Origin of the sequence: Yoonia sp. (assembly GCF_030731595.1) — a bacterium.
Classification (GTDB): domain Bacteria; phylum Pseudomonadota; class Alphaproteobacteria; order Rhodobacterales; family Rhodobacteraceae; genus Yoonia.
Map to the genome: position 1 here is coordinate 1 of NZ_JANQTS010000086.1, position 14,156 is coordinate 14,156.

Sequence of the window (14,156 nt, forward strand, 5' to 3'; positions counted from 1 at the left end):
GGACAAAGCCAAATTTGACCTTGAGTTGGCCGCTCGCGATCATTACGAATTCTTGATGCCACGAGGCTTGCTTAGCCTCTCAGGGAAGGCAAACGTCGCAAAGAATTCTGAGAGCCTGGAACGTATGACGGCAATGCCCACAAAAACCGTGGCCTATGTTCTCAAGTATCGCAGCTATGATTACTTCGTCCTAGGCGTGATCCTGCTTCTTCTTTCGGCCAGCACAGCGGCGATCACCTTGACTCCGCTGGAGATGACGATCCGGAGTGTCTTTTTTTCGATATCTATAATCGGCGGCCTAGTGGCAGCCTATTTGTTCAGAACGGGCATGCGGTACAGGCAAAGCGAGGCGTGGTATCTCTCCTTCGCGCCGTCAAAACTTCGCATCAACTTCTGCGATTTCCGACACTCCGGTCTCCCTTCGGAGGCTTCGATACTCGACATTCCGCGCAGCGACCTGATCTGGATCAGAAAGACCCAAGCGCAAGGCCTTGACGAGTCAGACAAATTCTTTGTGGATTTGCGTGTGTCCCATCACATATGGGAAATTGCCAAACGCTTCAGAACTGATTTCCGAGCGCATCATAACCCGTTTGTCACGCCGCACGGACCAGGATCTGTCCAGTTTTTTGAAGAAGACATTATCCGCATCTCGATTGACGGATCGACTTGGCCAGAGGGTTTGGCCGATTACTGGCAGCGTTGTGAGTATCCGGTGGTCGACGACTATGAAATTGGCCCGAAGTCGAAGATCGATTTGGTGACAAAGGATGCTCAAACGCCTCCTGGGAAAAGTTCTTGAACCGGGCTGTCTCTGCGCATTCTGGCCTGAGTTGAATGTGGGATTTTCGATGAATGCGGGCTCAAACCTCACATTGGCAGCGCGAGCGCTGACCTCGGCGCGTTCAACGCGCCAAGATCTGTACCCGTTCCAGTAAATACTGCCGGTCTCATGTGTCGGGCGGGGGCTTCCCCGCCGCTCTACTCGCACGTCGGGGTAAACCCAGACCTACTTCTTCGCTTCCAGCGCTGCAATCCGCGCGCTCAGCGCTTCATTCTCTTCGCGCGCCTTTTGCGCCATCGCGCGCACCGCGTCGAATTCCTCGCGGGTGACGAAATCACGATCTGCCAGCCAGCGGTCCATCATGGACTTCATCGCGTTCTGCGCTTCGTCCTTGGCCCCTTGCGCCACGCCCATGGCGTTTGTCATCAACTGGCTCAGGTCGTCGAAAATCTTGTTGTTGCTTTGCATGGCTCTCTCCAATCGCGTTGCATCCTATATGGCCCTTCAGCGCCCGCACGACAACCCGACAGAGTTGGTTGACTTTGCCGCACGGCCAGACAAGGAATAGCCCCATGTTTGGCGCCATCCCCTTTCCCGATATCTCGCCCGAGATTTTTTCCTTCACCGTATTCGGCCGCGAGATCGCGCTGCGTTGGTACGCAATGGCCTATATCGTAGGGATCGCGATCGGCTGGCAGATCATCAAATACGCGCTGAACCGTCCGCATCTGTGGCGGAACGGGCCACCGCTGAAGGTAACCCAACTCGAAGACCTGCTGACCTATATTGTCGTGGGTGTCATTGGCGGCGGGCGCTTGGGCTATGTCCTCTTTTATAAACCCGCCGAATTTCTGGCAGCCCCCTTGGATATTCTCAAAATCTGGGAAGGTGGGCTGTCCTTCCACGGGGGTTTCCTTGGCGTGGTCGTCGCGGTGTATCTGTTCAGCCGCCGCCACAAGGTCCCCCTGCCCGATCTGGCCGATATCATCGCGGTCGCGGCAACTCCGGCTGTGCTGCTGGTGCGGATCGCCAATTTCATCAACGCAGAGCTTTGGGGGCGGCCCACCGACCTGCCTTGGGGCGTGATCTTTCCGGGCAATGCCGCCCAAGCCTGTGCTACCGCACTGGAACCTTGCGTGCGCCACCCGTCGCAACTGTATGAGGCAGGACTGGAAGGGCTGCTGCTGGGCAGCATCCTGCTGCTGCTCGCCTTCCGCCTTGGCGCACTGAAAAAGCCGTGGCTTTTGTCGGGTGTGTTCTTCATGGGCTATGGGATCGCACGGTTCCTGGTCGAATTCGTCCGCCAGCCTGACGCGCAATTCGTCAGCGTCGGCAATGAACTGGGCCTTGCCTTCCATATCAACGGCTATGGGCTGACGATGGGGCAAACACTGACGCTGCCGATGATCCTTGTGGGGCTGACTGTTGTCCTGATCGCCGCGCGCAAATGACGGCGTTGGGTGATCTCCTGATCGCCCGGATCGCGCGGACAGGTCCGATCTCTCTTGCCGACTATATGGCCGATTGTCTGATGCACCCCGAACACGGGTATTACGCCACCCGCGATCCCTTTGGCACTGCGGGGGATTTCATCACAGCACCCGAGATCAGCCAGATGTTCGGTGAATTGATCGGGCTGGCGTTGGCGCAGGCGTGGATGGATCAGGGTCAGCCTGCGGATGTGACCTTGGCCGAGCTTGGCCCCGGGCGTGGGACGTTGATGGCGGATGCTTTGCGGGCGACCAAGGCAGTGCCCGGTTTTCACGCGGCCCTGTCGGTGCATTTTGTCGAAACCTCGCCGGTTTTGCGCGCCAGACAAGCCCAAGTGGTGCCCGATGCAACCTGGCACGACGGGGTTGCCACCTTGCCAGATGCGCCGCTTTACCTGATCGCCAACGAATTCCTTGACGCGCTCCCGATCCGGCAGTTCTTGCGCGACGGTGACGGATGGCGCGAAAAGATGGTGGGGGTAACAGACGACGTCTTGTGCTTTGGCTGGTCCGACCCTGCCCCGATCGCGGTCCTTGCACATCGGCTGGCCGACACCAAGCAGGGCGATCTTGTCGAATATTGCCCCGCCCTGCCCGCGATCATCGAGACGATCAGCCACAAGATCGACGCCTTTGGCGGTGCCGCAGTTTTCATCGACTATGGGGACTGGCAATCGCTGGGCGACACGTTGCAAGCTTTGGAGGCGCAAAACCATGCGGACCCGTTGCAAAGCCCCGGTGCGGCCGACCTGACCGCGCATGTGGATTTTGCAGCGATAGCCCGGCACGCCGCACCCGCAAAATTCAGCCGCCTGACCACCCAAGGGGTGTTTCTCGAGCGCCTTGGGATCACACAGAGGGCGCAAAATCTCGCACGGGGTCTGTCGGGAAATGCGCTGAACGCCCATATCTCTGCACATCGGCGCTTGACCCACCCGTCCGAAATGGGTGACCTATTCAAGGTGATCAGTATCTATCCTGCTTTGGCCACACCGCCCCCTGGACTGGACCCATGACGCTCGACATCATCACCGACCCTCTTTTGCAAGGCACGCAGCATGGATTTTTCACGCGGGCGGGGGGCGCATCATCGGGTATCTTCTCGGGGTTGAATTGCGGTTACGGCAGCTCGGACCAGCGCGACATCGTCGCAATCAACAGATCAAGGGTGGCGCAGAAACTTGCTGTCGACCCGAATGATCTGGTGGGCGTTCATCAAGTCCATTCAGCGGTGGCCGTTGCAATGACCGGACCAGTCACGCCAGCGCCGCAGGCCGATGGACTGGTGACAGCCACCAAAGGGATCGCACTTGCGGTTTTGACAGCGGACTGTCAGCCCGTACTTTTTGCGGACACCCAGGCAGGTGTGATCGGGGCAGCCCATGCCGGATGGAAAGGGGCGTTGAACGGGGTTCTCGAGGCCACGATCCAGCAGATGGAAACACTCGGAGCGCACCGCAACACCATCGCGGCGGTGATCGGGCCATCGATCAGCCAGACGAACTATGAGGTCGGACCAGAGTTCCGCGCAACATTCGTCAGCGCGCAGACAAGTTTCGAACGGTTCTTTCGCAAAGGACGAGGCGATCGTTTTCACTTTGATCTGCCGGCGTTCGGGCTGGAGATGCTGCGCCAGAGCGGACTCGAGCGGATAGGATGGACGGGCCATTGCACCTATAGCGACCCGATGCGATTCTACAGCTATCGCCGATCGGTCCACGAAAAGCAGGCAGATTATGGCAGACTGATATCCGCAATCAGACTGTAAGGTCGTTGCGTTTATCAAAATGAGGCAAAGCGCGCCCCAGTTTGTTTAACTTGCATGTGAAAACTGGCTGCTTTTACGGCAATATTCATTATATTTCAATTGGTTGAACCGTTTTCAGCCCGTTAATGGAAAGAGACGCGAGAATTTTTTCCACCGCCAAAAATTCGCCCGTTTGATTGGCCAAGATATCTTCAATCGCTCCCGACAACGGGCGCTCCAGACAAAGAGGTATCACCATGAAAAGCCGTTGGCAGAAATCCCTTGAAGCTGCTGTTGCCGCATATGACACACCGATGCCTTGGGCCCGGGGTGAAGTGCGCAAGGCGATGATCGCCCGCCGTCAGGAAAAGGCGAATGACAACATCGAACGGCGGACAGTTGCGGTGCGCCGCGCCTGATCCAGCGACCTTTTTAAATGGGGGGCAGCAAGTTGAATGCTGCCCTATCCCGACAAAAACAGCCATGTCCAGTCAGCCAAAGCGGATCCGTGTGATGGGTGCGCAACTGGGAATGTGCCCACCGATCCCAGAACAGATCCTGTGATCACGCGTAATTGTAACTCTCTTCAGATGTTGTTCGTGGGGCCAACAAATGACTTGATACCGAAGAGGCCTCTTAATGGAAACGTCACTTAACAGATCCGAACCAGAAATCATCGATATTTTTAGCCATCAGATTAGACGTCCGCTCGCTGTACGCAACGCAGCACGCGTGCTGCAAGATCAGCAGGCGCAACGCAAATACGAGATTATGTTCCTCGATAGGGACGGACGATTCAACGAATTCAGCACAATCGCCCGTGCGATTCCCGCTTTTGAAGATGCGTTCGCCGCAATCGGGCACAATGCCATCGTCCAAACCGAAAATGGCTACACGTCCGTCGAAGATATCTATCCCGGCGACAAAATCAGGATGACCGACGGCAGCTTTGACACGCTTTTGTGGCGGGGCCGGATCACGCTCAACCCGGCGCAGAAAACGGAAAACGCCTCTCCGATCACAATGACCCGGATCACCGGAGATGCTTTTGGCGACAATCGCCCGACGCAGGATCTGGTCTTGGGCCCTTCCGCGCGGATCTTGTACCGCTCAAGCGGCATTCGCAGAATTACCGGCTGTGAAGCAGCCTTTATTCCGGCGTCCGATTTTGTGGACGGGAATAATGTCCTGACACTGCGTCCCAGTGGCCCGGTCAGCGTTTTTCAGTTCGGTTTTGACAAGCAACGCAGCCTGAGCGTGAACGGGATGGAAATCGAAACACTGCACCCCGGCACCGCTTTCAATCTTGGACTGCGGGGGGATACGCTGCGCGAATATCTTTCGCTGTTTCCCCATAAACGTTCCTTCGAGGATTTCGGCCTCTTGGATCACCCGCGCCTGCGCCTGCGCGATCTAGAGTTGATGGGCTAAAGGCCCGGGCGCGATCCTGACCGACCGCGCCCAAAACCGCCACAGCAGCAGCGCCGCAGCAACGGCAAGACCGATCACAAGCCCAAGCCAAAGCCCAACCGCCCCATACCCCAGCGGAAAGGCAAGAATATAGCTGACAGGCAATCCGATCACCCAATAGCTGATTGTCGCCATCACCATCGGCACCGTCGTATCCTGCACGCCACGCAACAAACCAAGGGCCAGAACCTGTAGCCCATCGACCAATTGGAACAAGGCAGCCACCATCACCAGACTGGCCCCGATCCGCAAGAGGGTCGCACGCTCCGGCTCGTTTGGGTCGATGAAAAGCGACACCAGCGTCTCGGGGATCGACAGAAAGATCAGCGAGGTCACGACGGCATAAAGGGCCGACATCCCGATTGCCGTGATCCCGCCGCGGCGCAGTGATGGCTCGTCCTTGCGGCCCAGCGCGCGGCCCGCACGCACTGTGGCAGCCTGACTGAACCCGATATGCACCATAAAGGTCAGGCTGGCCAACTGGATCGCGATCCCGTGTGCGGCCAGTTCGATCGCGCCGATCCATCCCATCATCACGGCAGAGGCCGCAAAAAGCCCCCCTTCGGCCAAAGAGGTCAGACCGATTGGCCAGCCCAGCAGATAGACCCGCTTGAGGATTTCAGTGTCGCTGCGCCAGAAATTCTTGAACAGCTGAAACTGCGGCAGGGTGCGCAGGATATAGATCACGAGGATCACCACAGTGACCGCCGTAACCGAAAGCGACGCAATCGCCGCCCCCTTGATGCCCAGCTCCGGCATCCCCCAGTTCCCAAAGATCAGCGCGTAATTGACAAAACCGTTCATGACAGCCGTGCCTATCGTGGCCCATAGAATAATCGCCGTATGCTCCATCGCCGCAAGAAACGATTTGAGGGTCATGATGATCAGCGCAGGCACCATCTGCCAGATCACGATCTGCAGATAGATATGCGACAGGCGTGCGACCTCGGCATCCTGTCCGATGGCGATCAGGATATCTTCGGTCCAGAAGAACGGGATCGTCACGGCAAGACCGTAAAAGATCGACAACCAAAGCCCCATCCGGGTGACGCGGCGCACCTGCACTTCGTCACGTTCTTCAGCGGCGGCGGCGACCAAGGGCGTCACCGCCTGCGCAAATCCTCCGCCGACGATAAAGATCACAAAAAAGAGTGTCCCGGCGATGGTCGATGCAGCCAGGGCCGTGACATCGTACCAGCCCAGCATGACCGTATCGGTCATATGAATCGCGAACTGGGCCAGATTGCTCAGGATCAGCGGCATGCCCAGTTTCCAGATCGCACGGCTGTGGTCTTGATATGTTTGTGCGACAGGTTCCATGGCCACAGCCTTAGGGTGCAGAAAGCCTTGGGTAAAGCCCTGTCAGATGCTGCGCAGCACCAACTGGCCGGCAAGGATGATTACAATGCCCCCCGCCAGCACCTCGGCCCAAGCCAAAGTGCGTGCAACCGCGCCGTGACCCACCAGTTGCAACGCACTCTCGCGAAAACCGACAGCGGCAAAGGCGACCAGCACGGTAATGCTGGCCGTCCCCAGCCCCATAACAAAAGCCCCGACAATCCCGGCCCAGTCGATATCCAACCGCCATGTGAGGATCAGCAGAAACAGCGCGCCGGTACAGGGCCGCACGGCAATACTGCCCACAACCGCCAGCGCCTCGCGCCAAGAGCCTACAGCTTCGGCTTGCTCTAATGTCGGCCCATGGGCATGTCCGCACGAAGCGCATGTCTCGCCGTGGCCAACATGCGTATGGTCATGCTTGGGGCGCAGATGCCGGATACCGCGCATCACCAGCCACAGGCCCACCGCCCCGATCAGCGCATAGCTCAGAGGGGCAAGCAGATCATCAGCAAAATCCGTCATCTGCGCCCTGCCCCAGCCCAGCAGGAAAACGGCCAGATAAACAAAGGCCACCGCTGTCGCCGCCTGTGCCAGCGATGCAGCCAGCGCGAGCCCCGCCAGCCGCTTGGCCGGCACCCGCGATCCCGCACCGTAGCCGCCAATCACCAACTTGCCGTGCCCCGGCCCAGCCGCATGTACAAAACCATAGGCAAAACAGAGCCCCCACAAGGTTGCGAGCGCCCCTGCTTCTCCGGCGCGCAGACCGCGCAAGGCGCGGGCCATCGCATTTTGCACCTGATGCTGCCCTTCGGCGGCAAGCCGCACCACCTGATCGGACCCGCCAAAGCCCCACAGCCAGATGGCAAGCGCCGCAAAGCTGGCAAGGATCACAAAGGGCCAGCGCATGTCACAACAATCGTATCGGCAAAGGCATCACCAATGGCCGGAAAATAGTCATCCGGGCCCACATCGCTTGCTTGCTGTCCCCCAAGCAGGCTTTCTGCCAGGGCATAGGCCGCATCAACATCCGCAGCGATCACTTCGACCGCGCAATCCTCGCGCCCTTCGATCAGGACAGGGCCGCGCAGATCATAGGCCGTATAGAACGAGGGATCAAAGACCCGTATCTGCAGCGGCGCGGCAGGATCGGGCAGGTCCGGCACAGGGCGCAGATGCACTTCGTGAAACAGGCCGTCCGCATAGGTCATGGCATGGTCGCGCTTCTCGGAGAGAGGCAAAACCGCCCCCTCCTGCATGACTTCCAGATCGCCCGCATAATCCGGTGGCCAAGCGGCAATCTGGCTGTCCAGCAAATCCTGTTCTGCCGCTGTCAGAACCAGATCACCATCCATGTCGATCCCCAGATCGGTCGTCACCAACAGCGAAAACAGGTCATCGTAGTACCAGTCGAGCTTGATCCCCAGCCCGCCTTCTGCGTCAAACACAACGGTGACCTGGGCTTCGACGAAAACATGCGGATGCGCGCCCAAAGGGGCAGGCAAGGCCAAGGCGGCGATCAGGGGAAGGCTCAGACGCATCAGCCCTATTTAGGGCGCGATCCCTTTGGCGACAATGGACTGTGTCGTCAACTGGCAGGAAATCCCCCAACCGCTGTATCCGGCACAAGCCACCCCTGATAGTGCACCATCAACGCACCTGTCAGGGGGGCGCTCAGGGCGACATCAAAATGAAACCGGCCATCGGCCTCGTATTCAAAGGCCGTGCTCTCTGGCAGTATCAGCTTGGGCAAAGGGACCCACCCCATGCGACCACGCCGGACCGGATACCAAAGGCGGTCATCGGCCACATGCAGCCCAAGCGTAAATGTCAGCGGTCCAAAGCGTTCCGTCATTTGCCCATCTTGCGCCTTCAAGAACGACCTGAATTGCCGATCACCAAAGCGCCGCTCCCACAGCTCGCCACCCGCTTGCGGTGTCTTGGTCACCAAGACGGCAATATCATCACAGGCCGGCGGAAACCCGAAAAGCCGTGCAATCAGCCGCGCCCAAAGTGAATGGCCCCGCGTCACCTTGGCCCGCCCCGACCAAGACCGTTTTGCCCGCACATCATGTGTCGCACGGACAGCGGGCGGCAATTCAGCAAGGGCCGCGCCCAGAACGCCTTCGAAAAGTGGAGGAATCGGGTTTCGTGTCATCAGGTCAAAGGTTTCTCAGACCCCTGTCGCCTTGAACTTATCCATCAGATAGGGACCAGAGCGCACCGGCGGATAGGCGTCAGACCCATCCAGCGGCACAATTTCGGCATCCCAGTCCGGCTGATGGAAAAACGCCAGCGACTGGCGGGCGGGCTGGCCGGGTGTGGCCACGACACGGTGCAACGTGCTGACCCAACGGTCTGCTGTCCAGCGGGCCATAAGATCACCGATATTGATCACAAAAGCGCCCTCGGGTGCAGGGACATCCACCCAATCCCCGCCTTGCCGGACCTGCAATCCCTGGCTGCCCGGTTGCGGCAACAGAATGGTCAAGGACCCGTAATCCGTATGCGCCCCGGCCCTTTGCTGCCTGTCCAAAGGCATATTCACCGTGGCCGGATAATGCAGCGCGCGCAGAGCCGAGATCGGATGTGCAATGAACGGATCAAAATGATCCTCTGGCAGGTTCAGCGCCACTGCAAAAGCGCGCATCACGCGGGCCGCCAAATCCTCCATTGCGGCATAATACGCCTCCCAAGCCGCGCGAAATCCCGGCAGGTCAGGCCATAACGTCGGCTGATAACAAAACCCCAGCGCCGCAGCACTGGCATCGGCTGGCACCGTCAAAGGCCCGCCATTGAAACTTTCCTTCAAATCTGGCGGGGTGTCTTCCCCCTTGGAGCGGGCCAAGGCTTCGGCATCCGGTCCCAGATAGCCGTAAGGATACCCCTGATAGGGCGGCGCCACTGCCTGCTTGGCCGCAGCATCCTGGGCAAAGAACGCTTGCGCTGCCTTCCACACGCCGGAAATCACCAAAGGATCAACGCCATGCCCCTCCAGCACCAGAAATCCGGTATCACGGCAGATCAGGTCCAGATCGCGCGCCAAAGCGTGGCGTGCATCTTGATGCGCGCCCTCAAAGGCGGCCAGATCAAAGCGGGCGAACATCAGCCCAACACATCGCGCCAGGAATGTTTGGGCGCAAAGCCCACCATCGCCTTGGCCTTGTCATTGGCATAAAAGGTCTCGTCCGGGCGCATCTGACGCTTGACCGGCACACCCTCGTAGAACTGCGCAATGACCTCATCCGAGGTCAGGCCCACCGACATATCGTCATTGGACACGTTAAAGACCTGATAGCCCAGCCCGTCGGTCTTCAGACAGCAATCCACCATATGGCCCAGATCGCGGGCATCGATATAGGCAAAGATATTGCGGCGGCGCAGGGCGGGATCAGCCATATAGGCGGGGAAGTTTTCGGCGTATTCGTGCGGCTCGATCACATTGTTGATCCGCAGCGCATAGATGTCCGAACCCGTGCGCGCCTGAAACGACTTGCCTGTCATCTCGTTGCAGACCTTGGACATGGCATAGCTGTCGTGGGGGACAGTGGGGTGCTCTTCATCAATCGGCACATAGTCGGGCTTCAGCTCGCCATCTGCAAAGCACACGGCATAGGTCGTCTCGGAACTGGCAAAAATGATCTTGGGGATACCCAGTTTCACGGCCGCTTCGATCACATTGTAGGTGGTGATGGTGTTCTGGCGGAAACATTCGCCATCTGTCCCGATCATCACACGCGGCACGGCTGCAAAATGCACAACCGCGTCGTACTTCGGCACGCCTGTGCCGGCATCCAATTCATGGAAATCCGCAAACTGCGACATCGCGCCAATGACCTGTCCGGCATCGGTCAGATCAATCAGCAACTCCGAGACATCAAGCCCCGAAGGCTTGAGATCCGCATTCACAACATGATGTCCTTGCGTCTGCAAATAGGTGATCGCATGCCTGCCTGCTTTGCCGCTCCCGCCTGTAAAAAATATTCGCATTGTCGTCCTCCTTGACCACCAGCCTATTGCGCCAGCCAAGGACCGCAATGGGTATTCAACACCAATCCTTCGGTCTAGGCTGGCCTTACCACTCACAAAAGACCCAGGAGTTCCCTCATGCGCAAGATAACAGCCACCCTTGGCGTGCTGGCCGCGACAACGGGCTATGCCGAAAACCGGATCGACACGATACGCCCAGATGCCCCCGCGCTTGCGGCCTATGGGGATCACAAGGTCGGGGTCACGACGTTGACCTTTACCAATCCGGGCCAGATCGACATCGTGAATACAGGGCAAACAGAGGAACCGCCGCTTTACGACCGGACGCTGACCGTCGAACTGTGGTATCCGGCGTCGGCCGACACCGTGCCCGGCGGCAGCTATACAGCACTCATCCGCGACGGCGTGACAGAGGCGACACTTGTCGGCCAAGCCGCCCGCGACGCAGCACCAGAAACCGGGCAAACCTACCCCCTTGTCATCATCTCGCACGGCTATCCCGGAAACCGGTTCCTGCTGTCGCCACTGGCGGAAAACCTTGCGTCCAAAGGCTATGTCGTGGCCTCGATCGACCATCCTGACAGCACCTATGACGACCAGTCCGCCTTTGGTTCGACCCTTGTGAACCGGCCTTGGGACCAGCGGTTCGTCATCGACAGCGTCACAGCGCTGGACGGCGAACTGGGGCAGATCATTCAGGGCGACGATATCGCTATCATCGGCTATTCGATGGGCGGTTACGGAGCGCTGATCTATGCCGGCGCAGGTGTCACGCTGCTCAGCACCACCTATGAATGGGGCGCGCCCCAAGGGCTGCTGACACGGAACATGATGGGCACCGACACGCACATGGCGCTGCAAGATGACAGGGTCAAAGCCGTGGTCGCCTTTGGGCCTTGGGGCAACAATACCGGGTTCTGGGACAGCCAAAGCTGGGCGGGAATCGAAAAACCGCTCTTGCTGATCGCAGGCAGCGTGGACGATGTGTCGCAATACGCAGCCATCCGCGGCATCTTTGACGATACGATCAACACAAGGCGGCACCTGCTGACCTTCGAATACGCCAACCACAATGCGGGCGCACCCATGCCTGCGCCTGCCGAAAGCTATGCGGTTTCCGACGTGCTGGGCTACGCCCCTTTCGACCATTATGCCGACGCGGTCTGGGACAACGTGCGCATGAACAACATCAGCGCGCATTTCATCAGCGCCTATCTGGACCTGCATCTCAAAGGCGACGCGGACAAGACCGCATATTTCGATCTGACCCCCATCGCCAACGAGGGCGTCTGGTCGGTGGACGCAGATGGCAATCAAACCGAAGAGCACACCTACTGGACAGGTTTTCCAAACCGGACCGCCGCCGGACTTCGGTTCGAGACGAAGCCTGACGCGAATTGAGGCGGCCGGACAGGCCGCGCACCTGGATTGAGAGATTGCCCCGCGACCGGCGGCCTGCCATTATGCCCCAAACATAAGAAATGAGCAGTATCATGGCCGATGACCTTCTTTCCGGGGCCGCCCCCGACGACTATAACGCCAGCAGCATCGAAGTGCTGGAAGGGTTGGAACCCGTCCGCAAACGCCCCGGCATGTATATCGGCGGCACCGACGAACGCGCGCTGCATCACCTTGTGGCCGAAGTGCTCGACAACTCGATGGACGAGGCCGTGGCAGGCCACGCCAACCGGATCGAGGTCGAACTGCACGCCGATTATTCGGTGACGATCAAGGACAACGGGCGCGGCATCCCCATCGACCCGCACCCCAAGTTCCCCGACAAATCCGCGCTCGAGGTGATCCTGTGCACCCTGCACGCAGGCGGCAAATTCTCGGGCAAAGCCTATCAGACCTCCGGCGGTCTGCACGGCGTCGGGGCCTCTGTGGTCAACGCGCTGTCCGACAGCATGGTCGTGCAGGTGGCGCGGAACAAGGAACTTTACGAACAACGCTTTTCGCGCGGCATCCCGCTGGGGCCGATCCAGAAACTGGGGCCGACCCAGAACCGGCGCGGCACGACGACGACCTTCCACGCGGACCCCGAAATCTTTGGCAGCCAGAAATTCAAACCGGCGCGGATGTTCCATTCGATCCGGTCCAAAGCCTACCTGTTCTCCGGCGTCGAAATCCGCTGGAAGTCCGAAATCGATGACAAGGAAACCCCGATGGAGGCGACATTCCACTTCCCCGGTGGCCTGTCAGACTATCTCAAGGAAACGCTGGGCAAATCCTCGACCTACGCCGACAAACCGTTCGCGGGCACCGTCGACTTCAACGAAAAATTCGGGGAGCCCGGCAAGGTCGAATGGGCGATCAACTGGACGCCCGTGCGCGACGGTTTCATCCAGTCCTACTGTAACACCGTGCCCACGCCCGAAGGCGGTACGCATGTTGCGGGCTTCTGGGCCGCGATCCTCAAGGGGATCAAAGGCTATGGCGAGCTGTCGAACAACAAGAAAGCCGCCCAGATCACCCGCGAAGACCTGATGTCAGGCGGCTGCGCGCTGGTGTCCTGCTTTATCCGCGACCCTGCTTTCGTGGGCCAGACCAAAGACCGGCTGTCATCGGAAATCGCCGCCAAAATGACCGAAGGGGCGGTGCGCGACCATTTCGACAACTGGCTGGCGGCGGATACGAAATCCGCAGGCGCGATCCTTGATTTTCTGGTGTTGCGGGCCGAAGAGCGGCTGCGCAGACGTCAGGAAAAGGAAACCGCGCGGAAATCCGCGACCAAGAAACTGCGCCTTCCCGGCAAGCTGACCGACTGCACCTCCAAGGACCGCGCGGGAACCGAGCTGTTCATCGTCGAGGGCGACAGCGCGGGCGGCTCCGGCAAAGGTGCGCGCAACCGCGTCAATCAGGCGCTGCTGCCGCTCAAGGGCAAGATCCTCAACGTGCTGGGGGCGGCGTCGAACAAGCTGACCACCAATCAGGAAATCAACGACCTGTGCGAGGCTTTGGGCGTCGGCATGGGCACCAAATTCAACATCGACGACCTGCGCTATGACAAGATCATCATCATGACCGACGCGGACGTGGACGGCGCGCATATCGCGTCCCTGCTGATGACCTTCTTCTTCACGCAGATGCGGCCACTGATCGACCACGGCCACCTCTATCTGGCCTGCCCGCCGCTGTACCGGCTGACCCAAGGCGCGCGCCGCGTCTATGTGGCGGATGATGCGGAAAAAGAGCGGGTGATGGCCAAGGGCCTTGGCGGCAAAGGCAAAATCGACGTGCAACGCTTCAAAGGCTTGGGCGAAATGGACGCCAAGGATTTGAAAGAAACCACAATGGACCCCGCCACCCGCAAACTGATCCGCGTGACGGTGCATGA

At 59.2% G+C, this 14,156-nt stretch carries 15 protein-coding genes; 8 read left to right on the top strand and 7 right to left on the bottom strand.

Going from position 1 to position 14,156, the window contains the following annotated elements; genetic code table 11:
* On the top strand, positions 1–802 hold an 802-nt coding region (locus tag NWQ23_RS09985), incomplete at its 5' end, for a hypothetical protein (RefSeq protein ID WP_306166155.1).
* 207 nt (positions 803–1,009) lie between these two features.
* Here the strand turns inward: NWQ23_RS09985 and NWQ23_RS09990 are convergent.
* Positions 1,010–1,252, bottom strand: a complete 243-nt coding sequence (locus NWQ23_RS09990; RefSeq protein WP_306166156.1) for an accessory factor UbiK family protein — start codon at positions 1,250–1,252, stop codon at positions 1,010–1,012.
* A gap of 104 nt (positions 1,253–1,356) precedes the next feature.
* Here NWQ23_RS09990 and lgt point away from each other — a divergent pair, with 104 nt between their 5' ends.
* The 5 genes from lgt (at position 1,357) to NWQ23_RS10015 (ending at position 5,452) form a co-directional block, all read left to right on the top strand.
* The gene (gene lgt / locus NWQ23_RS09995; RefSeq protein ID WP_306166157.1) at positions 1,357–2,235 is read left to right on the top strand and encodes a prolipoprotein diacylglyceryl transferase; all 879 of its coding nucleotides are present in this window, start codon (positions 1,357–1,359) and stop codon (positions 2,233–2,235) included.
* Positions 2,232–3,290, top strand: coding sequence for a class I SAM-dependent methyltransferase (locus NWQ23_RS10000; protein WP_306166158.1), 1,059 nt, complete (start codon positions 2,232–2,234; stop codon positions 3,288–3,290). Before lgt ends, NWQ23_RS10000 begins: the two co-directional genes overlap by 4 nt.
* Entirely contained in the window at positions 3,287–4,042 is a 756-nt protein-coding gene (gene pgeF, locus NWQ23_RS10005; protein ID WP_306166159.1) for a peptidoglycan editing factor PgeF, read from the top strand. Before NWQ23_RS10000 ends, pgeF begins: the two co-directional genes overlap by 4 nt.
* Before the next feature lie 236 nt (positions 4,043–4,278).
* The gene (locus tag NWQ23_RS10010; RefSeq protein ID WP_306166160.1) at positions 4,279–4,440 is read left to right on the top strand and encodes a hypothetical protein; all 162 of its coding nucleotides are present in this window, start codon (positions 4,279–4,281) and stop codon (positions 4,438–4,440) included.
* A 220-nt stretch (positions 4,441–4,660) separates the two neighbouring features.
* The gene (locus NWQ23_RS10015) at positions 4,661–5,452 is read left to right on the top strand and encodes a Hint domain-containing protein (protein WP_306166161.1); all 792 of its coding nucleotides are present in this window, start codon (positions 4,661–4,663) and stop codon (positions 5,450–5,452) included.
* Here NWQ23_RS10015 and NWQ23_RS10020 read toward each other — a convergent pair.
* From NWQ23_RS10020 to NWQ23_RS10045, 6 genes are read right to left on the bottom strand one after another with little or no spacing between them, the layout of a single operon-like run.
* Positions 5,435–6,811: an MATE family efflux transporter gene (locus NWQ23_RS10020; RefSeq protein WP_306166162.1), complete on the bottom strand. Its 1,377-nt coding sequence runs from the start codon at positions 6,809–6,811 to the stop codon at positions 5,435–5,437. The two genes, NWQ23_RS10015 and NWQ23_RS10020, sit on opposite strands and share 18 nt — an antisense overlap.
* Before the next feature lie 42 nt (positions 6,812–6,853).
* On the bottom strand, positions 6,854–7,738 hold the full coding sequence (locus NWQ23_RS10025; RefSeq protein ID WP_306166163.1) for a nickel/cobalt transporter: 885 nt from the start codon (positions 7,736–7,738) through the stop codon (positions 6,854–6,856).
* A complete protein-coding gene (locus tag NWQ23_RS10030) occupies positions 7,720–8,370 on the bottom strand; it encodes a DUF1007 family protein (RefSeq protein ID WP_306166164.1) in 651 nt (216 codons plus the stop codon). The genes NWQ23_RS10025 and NWQ23_RS10030 overlap by 19 nt, the downstream gene beginning before the upstream one ends.
* Before the next feature lie 47 nt (positions 8,371–8,417).
* A complete protein-coding gene (locus NWQ23_RS10035) occupies positions 8,418–8,987 on the bottom strand; it encodes a DUF4166 domain-containing protein (protein WP_306166165.1) in 570 nt (189 codons plus the stop codon).
* Positions 8,988–9,002: 15 nt separating this feature from the next.
* A complete protein-coding gene (locus NWQ23_RS10040) occupies positions 9,003–9,935 on the bottom strand; it encodes an isopenicillin N synthase family oxygenase (RefSeq protein WP_306166166.1) in 933 nt (310 codons plus the stop codon).
* Positions 9,935–10,819: an NAD(P)-dependent oxidoreductase gene (locus NWQ23_RS10045; protein WP_306166167.1), complete on the bottom strand. Its 885-nt coding sequence runs from the start codon at positions 10,817–10,819 to the stop codon at positions 9,935–9,937. Before NWQ23_RS10045 ends, NWQ23_RS10040 begins: the two co-directional genes overlap by 1 nt.
* A gap of 117 nt (positions 10,820–10,936) precedes the next feature.
* On the opposite strand from NWQ23_RS10045, the gene NWQ23_RS10050 reads away from it, so the two are divergent.
* Positions 10,937–12,220: an alpha/beta fold hydrolase gene (locus NWQ23_RS10050; protein ID WP_306166168.1), complete on the top strand. Its 1,284-nt coding sequence runs from the start codon at positions 10,937–10,939 to the stop codon at positions 12,218–12,220.
* Positions 12,221–12,312: 92 nt separating this feature from the next.
* The coding region (gene parE / locus NWQ23_RS10055) for a DNA topoisomerase IV subunit B (protein ID WP_306166169.1) at positions 12,313–14,156 on the top strand (1,844 nt) is incomplete at its 3' end.

What these genes read in the sequence shown, in the direction of transcription:
- NWQ23_RS10020 (WP_306166162.1), bottom strand. Translation starts at nt 6,811, where the DNA reads ATGGAACCTGTCGCACAAACATATCAAGACCACAGCCGTGCGATCTGG.
- NWQ23_RS10000 (WP_306166158.1), top strand. Translation starts at nt 2,232, where the DNA reads ATGACGGCGTTGGGTGATCTCCTGATCGCCCGGATCGCGCGGACAGGT.
- NWQ23_RS10045 (WP_306166167.1), bottom strand. Translation starts at nt 10,819, where the DNA reads ATGCGAATATTTTTTACAGGCGGGAGCGGCAAAGCAGGCAGGCATGCG.
- NWQ23_RS10050 (WP_306166168.1), top strand. Translation starts at nt 10,937, where the DNA reads ATGCGCAAGATAACAGCCACCCTTGGCGTGCTGGCCGCGACAACGGGC.
- pgeF (WP_306166159.1), top strand. Translation starts at nt 3,287, where the DNA reads ATGACGCTCGACATCATCACCGACCCTCTTTTGCAAGGCACGCAGCAT.
- NWQ23_RS10010 (WP_306166160.1), top strand. Translation starts at nt 4,279, where the DNA reads ATGAAAAGCCGTTGGCAGAAATCCCTTGAAGCTGCTGTTGCCGCATAT.
- NWQ23_RS09990 (WP_306166156.1), bottom strand. Translation starts at nt 1,252, where the DNA reads ATGCAAAGCAACAACAAGATTTTCGACGACCTGAGCCAGTTGATGACA.
- NWQ23_RS10025 (WP_306166163.1), bottom strand. Translation starts at nt 7,738, where the DNA reads ATGCGCTGGCCCTTTGTGATCCTTGCCAGCTTTGCGGCGCTTGCCATC.
- NWQ23_RS10015 (WP_306166161.1), top strand. Translation starts at nt 4,661, where the DNA reads ATGGAAACGTCACTTAACAGATCCGAACCAGAAATCATCGATATTTTT.
- NWQ23_RS10035 (WP_306166165.1), bottom strand. Translation starts at nt 8,987, where the DNA reads ATGACACGAAACCCGATTCCTCCACTTTTCGAAGGCGTTCTGGGCGCG.
- lgt (WP_306166157.1), top strand. Translation starts at nt 1,357, where the DNA reads ATGTTTGGCGCCATCCCCTTTCCCGATATCTCGCCCGAGATTTTTTCC.
- NWQ23_RS10030 (WP_306166164.1), bottom strand. Translation starts at nt 8,370, where the DNA reads ATGCGTCTGAGCCTTCCCCTGATCGCCGCCTTGGCCTTGCCTGCCCCT.
- NWQ23_RS10040 (WP_306166166.1), bottom strand. Translation starts at nt 9,935, where the DNA reads ATGTTCGCCCGCTTTGATCTGGCCGCCTTTGAGGGCGCGCATCAAGAT.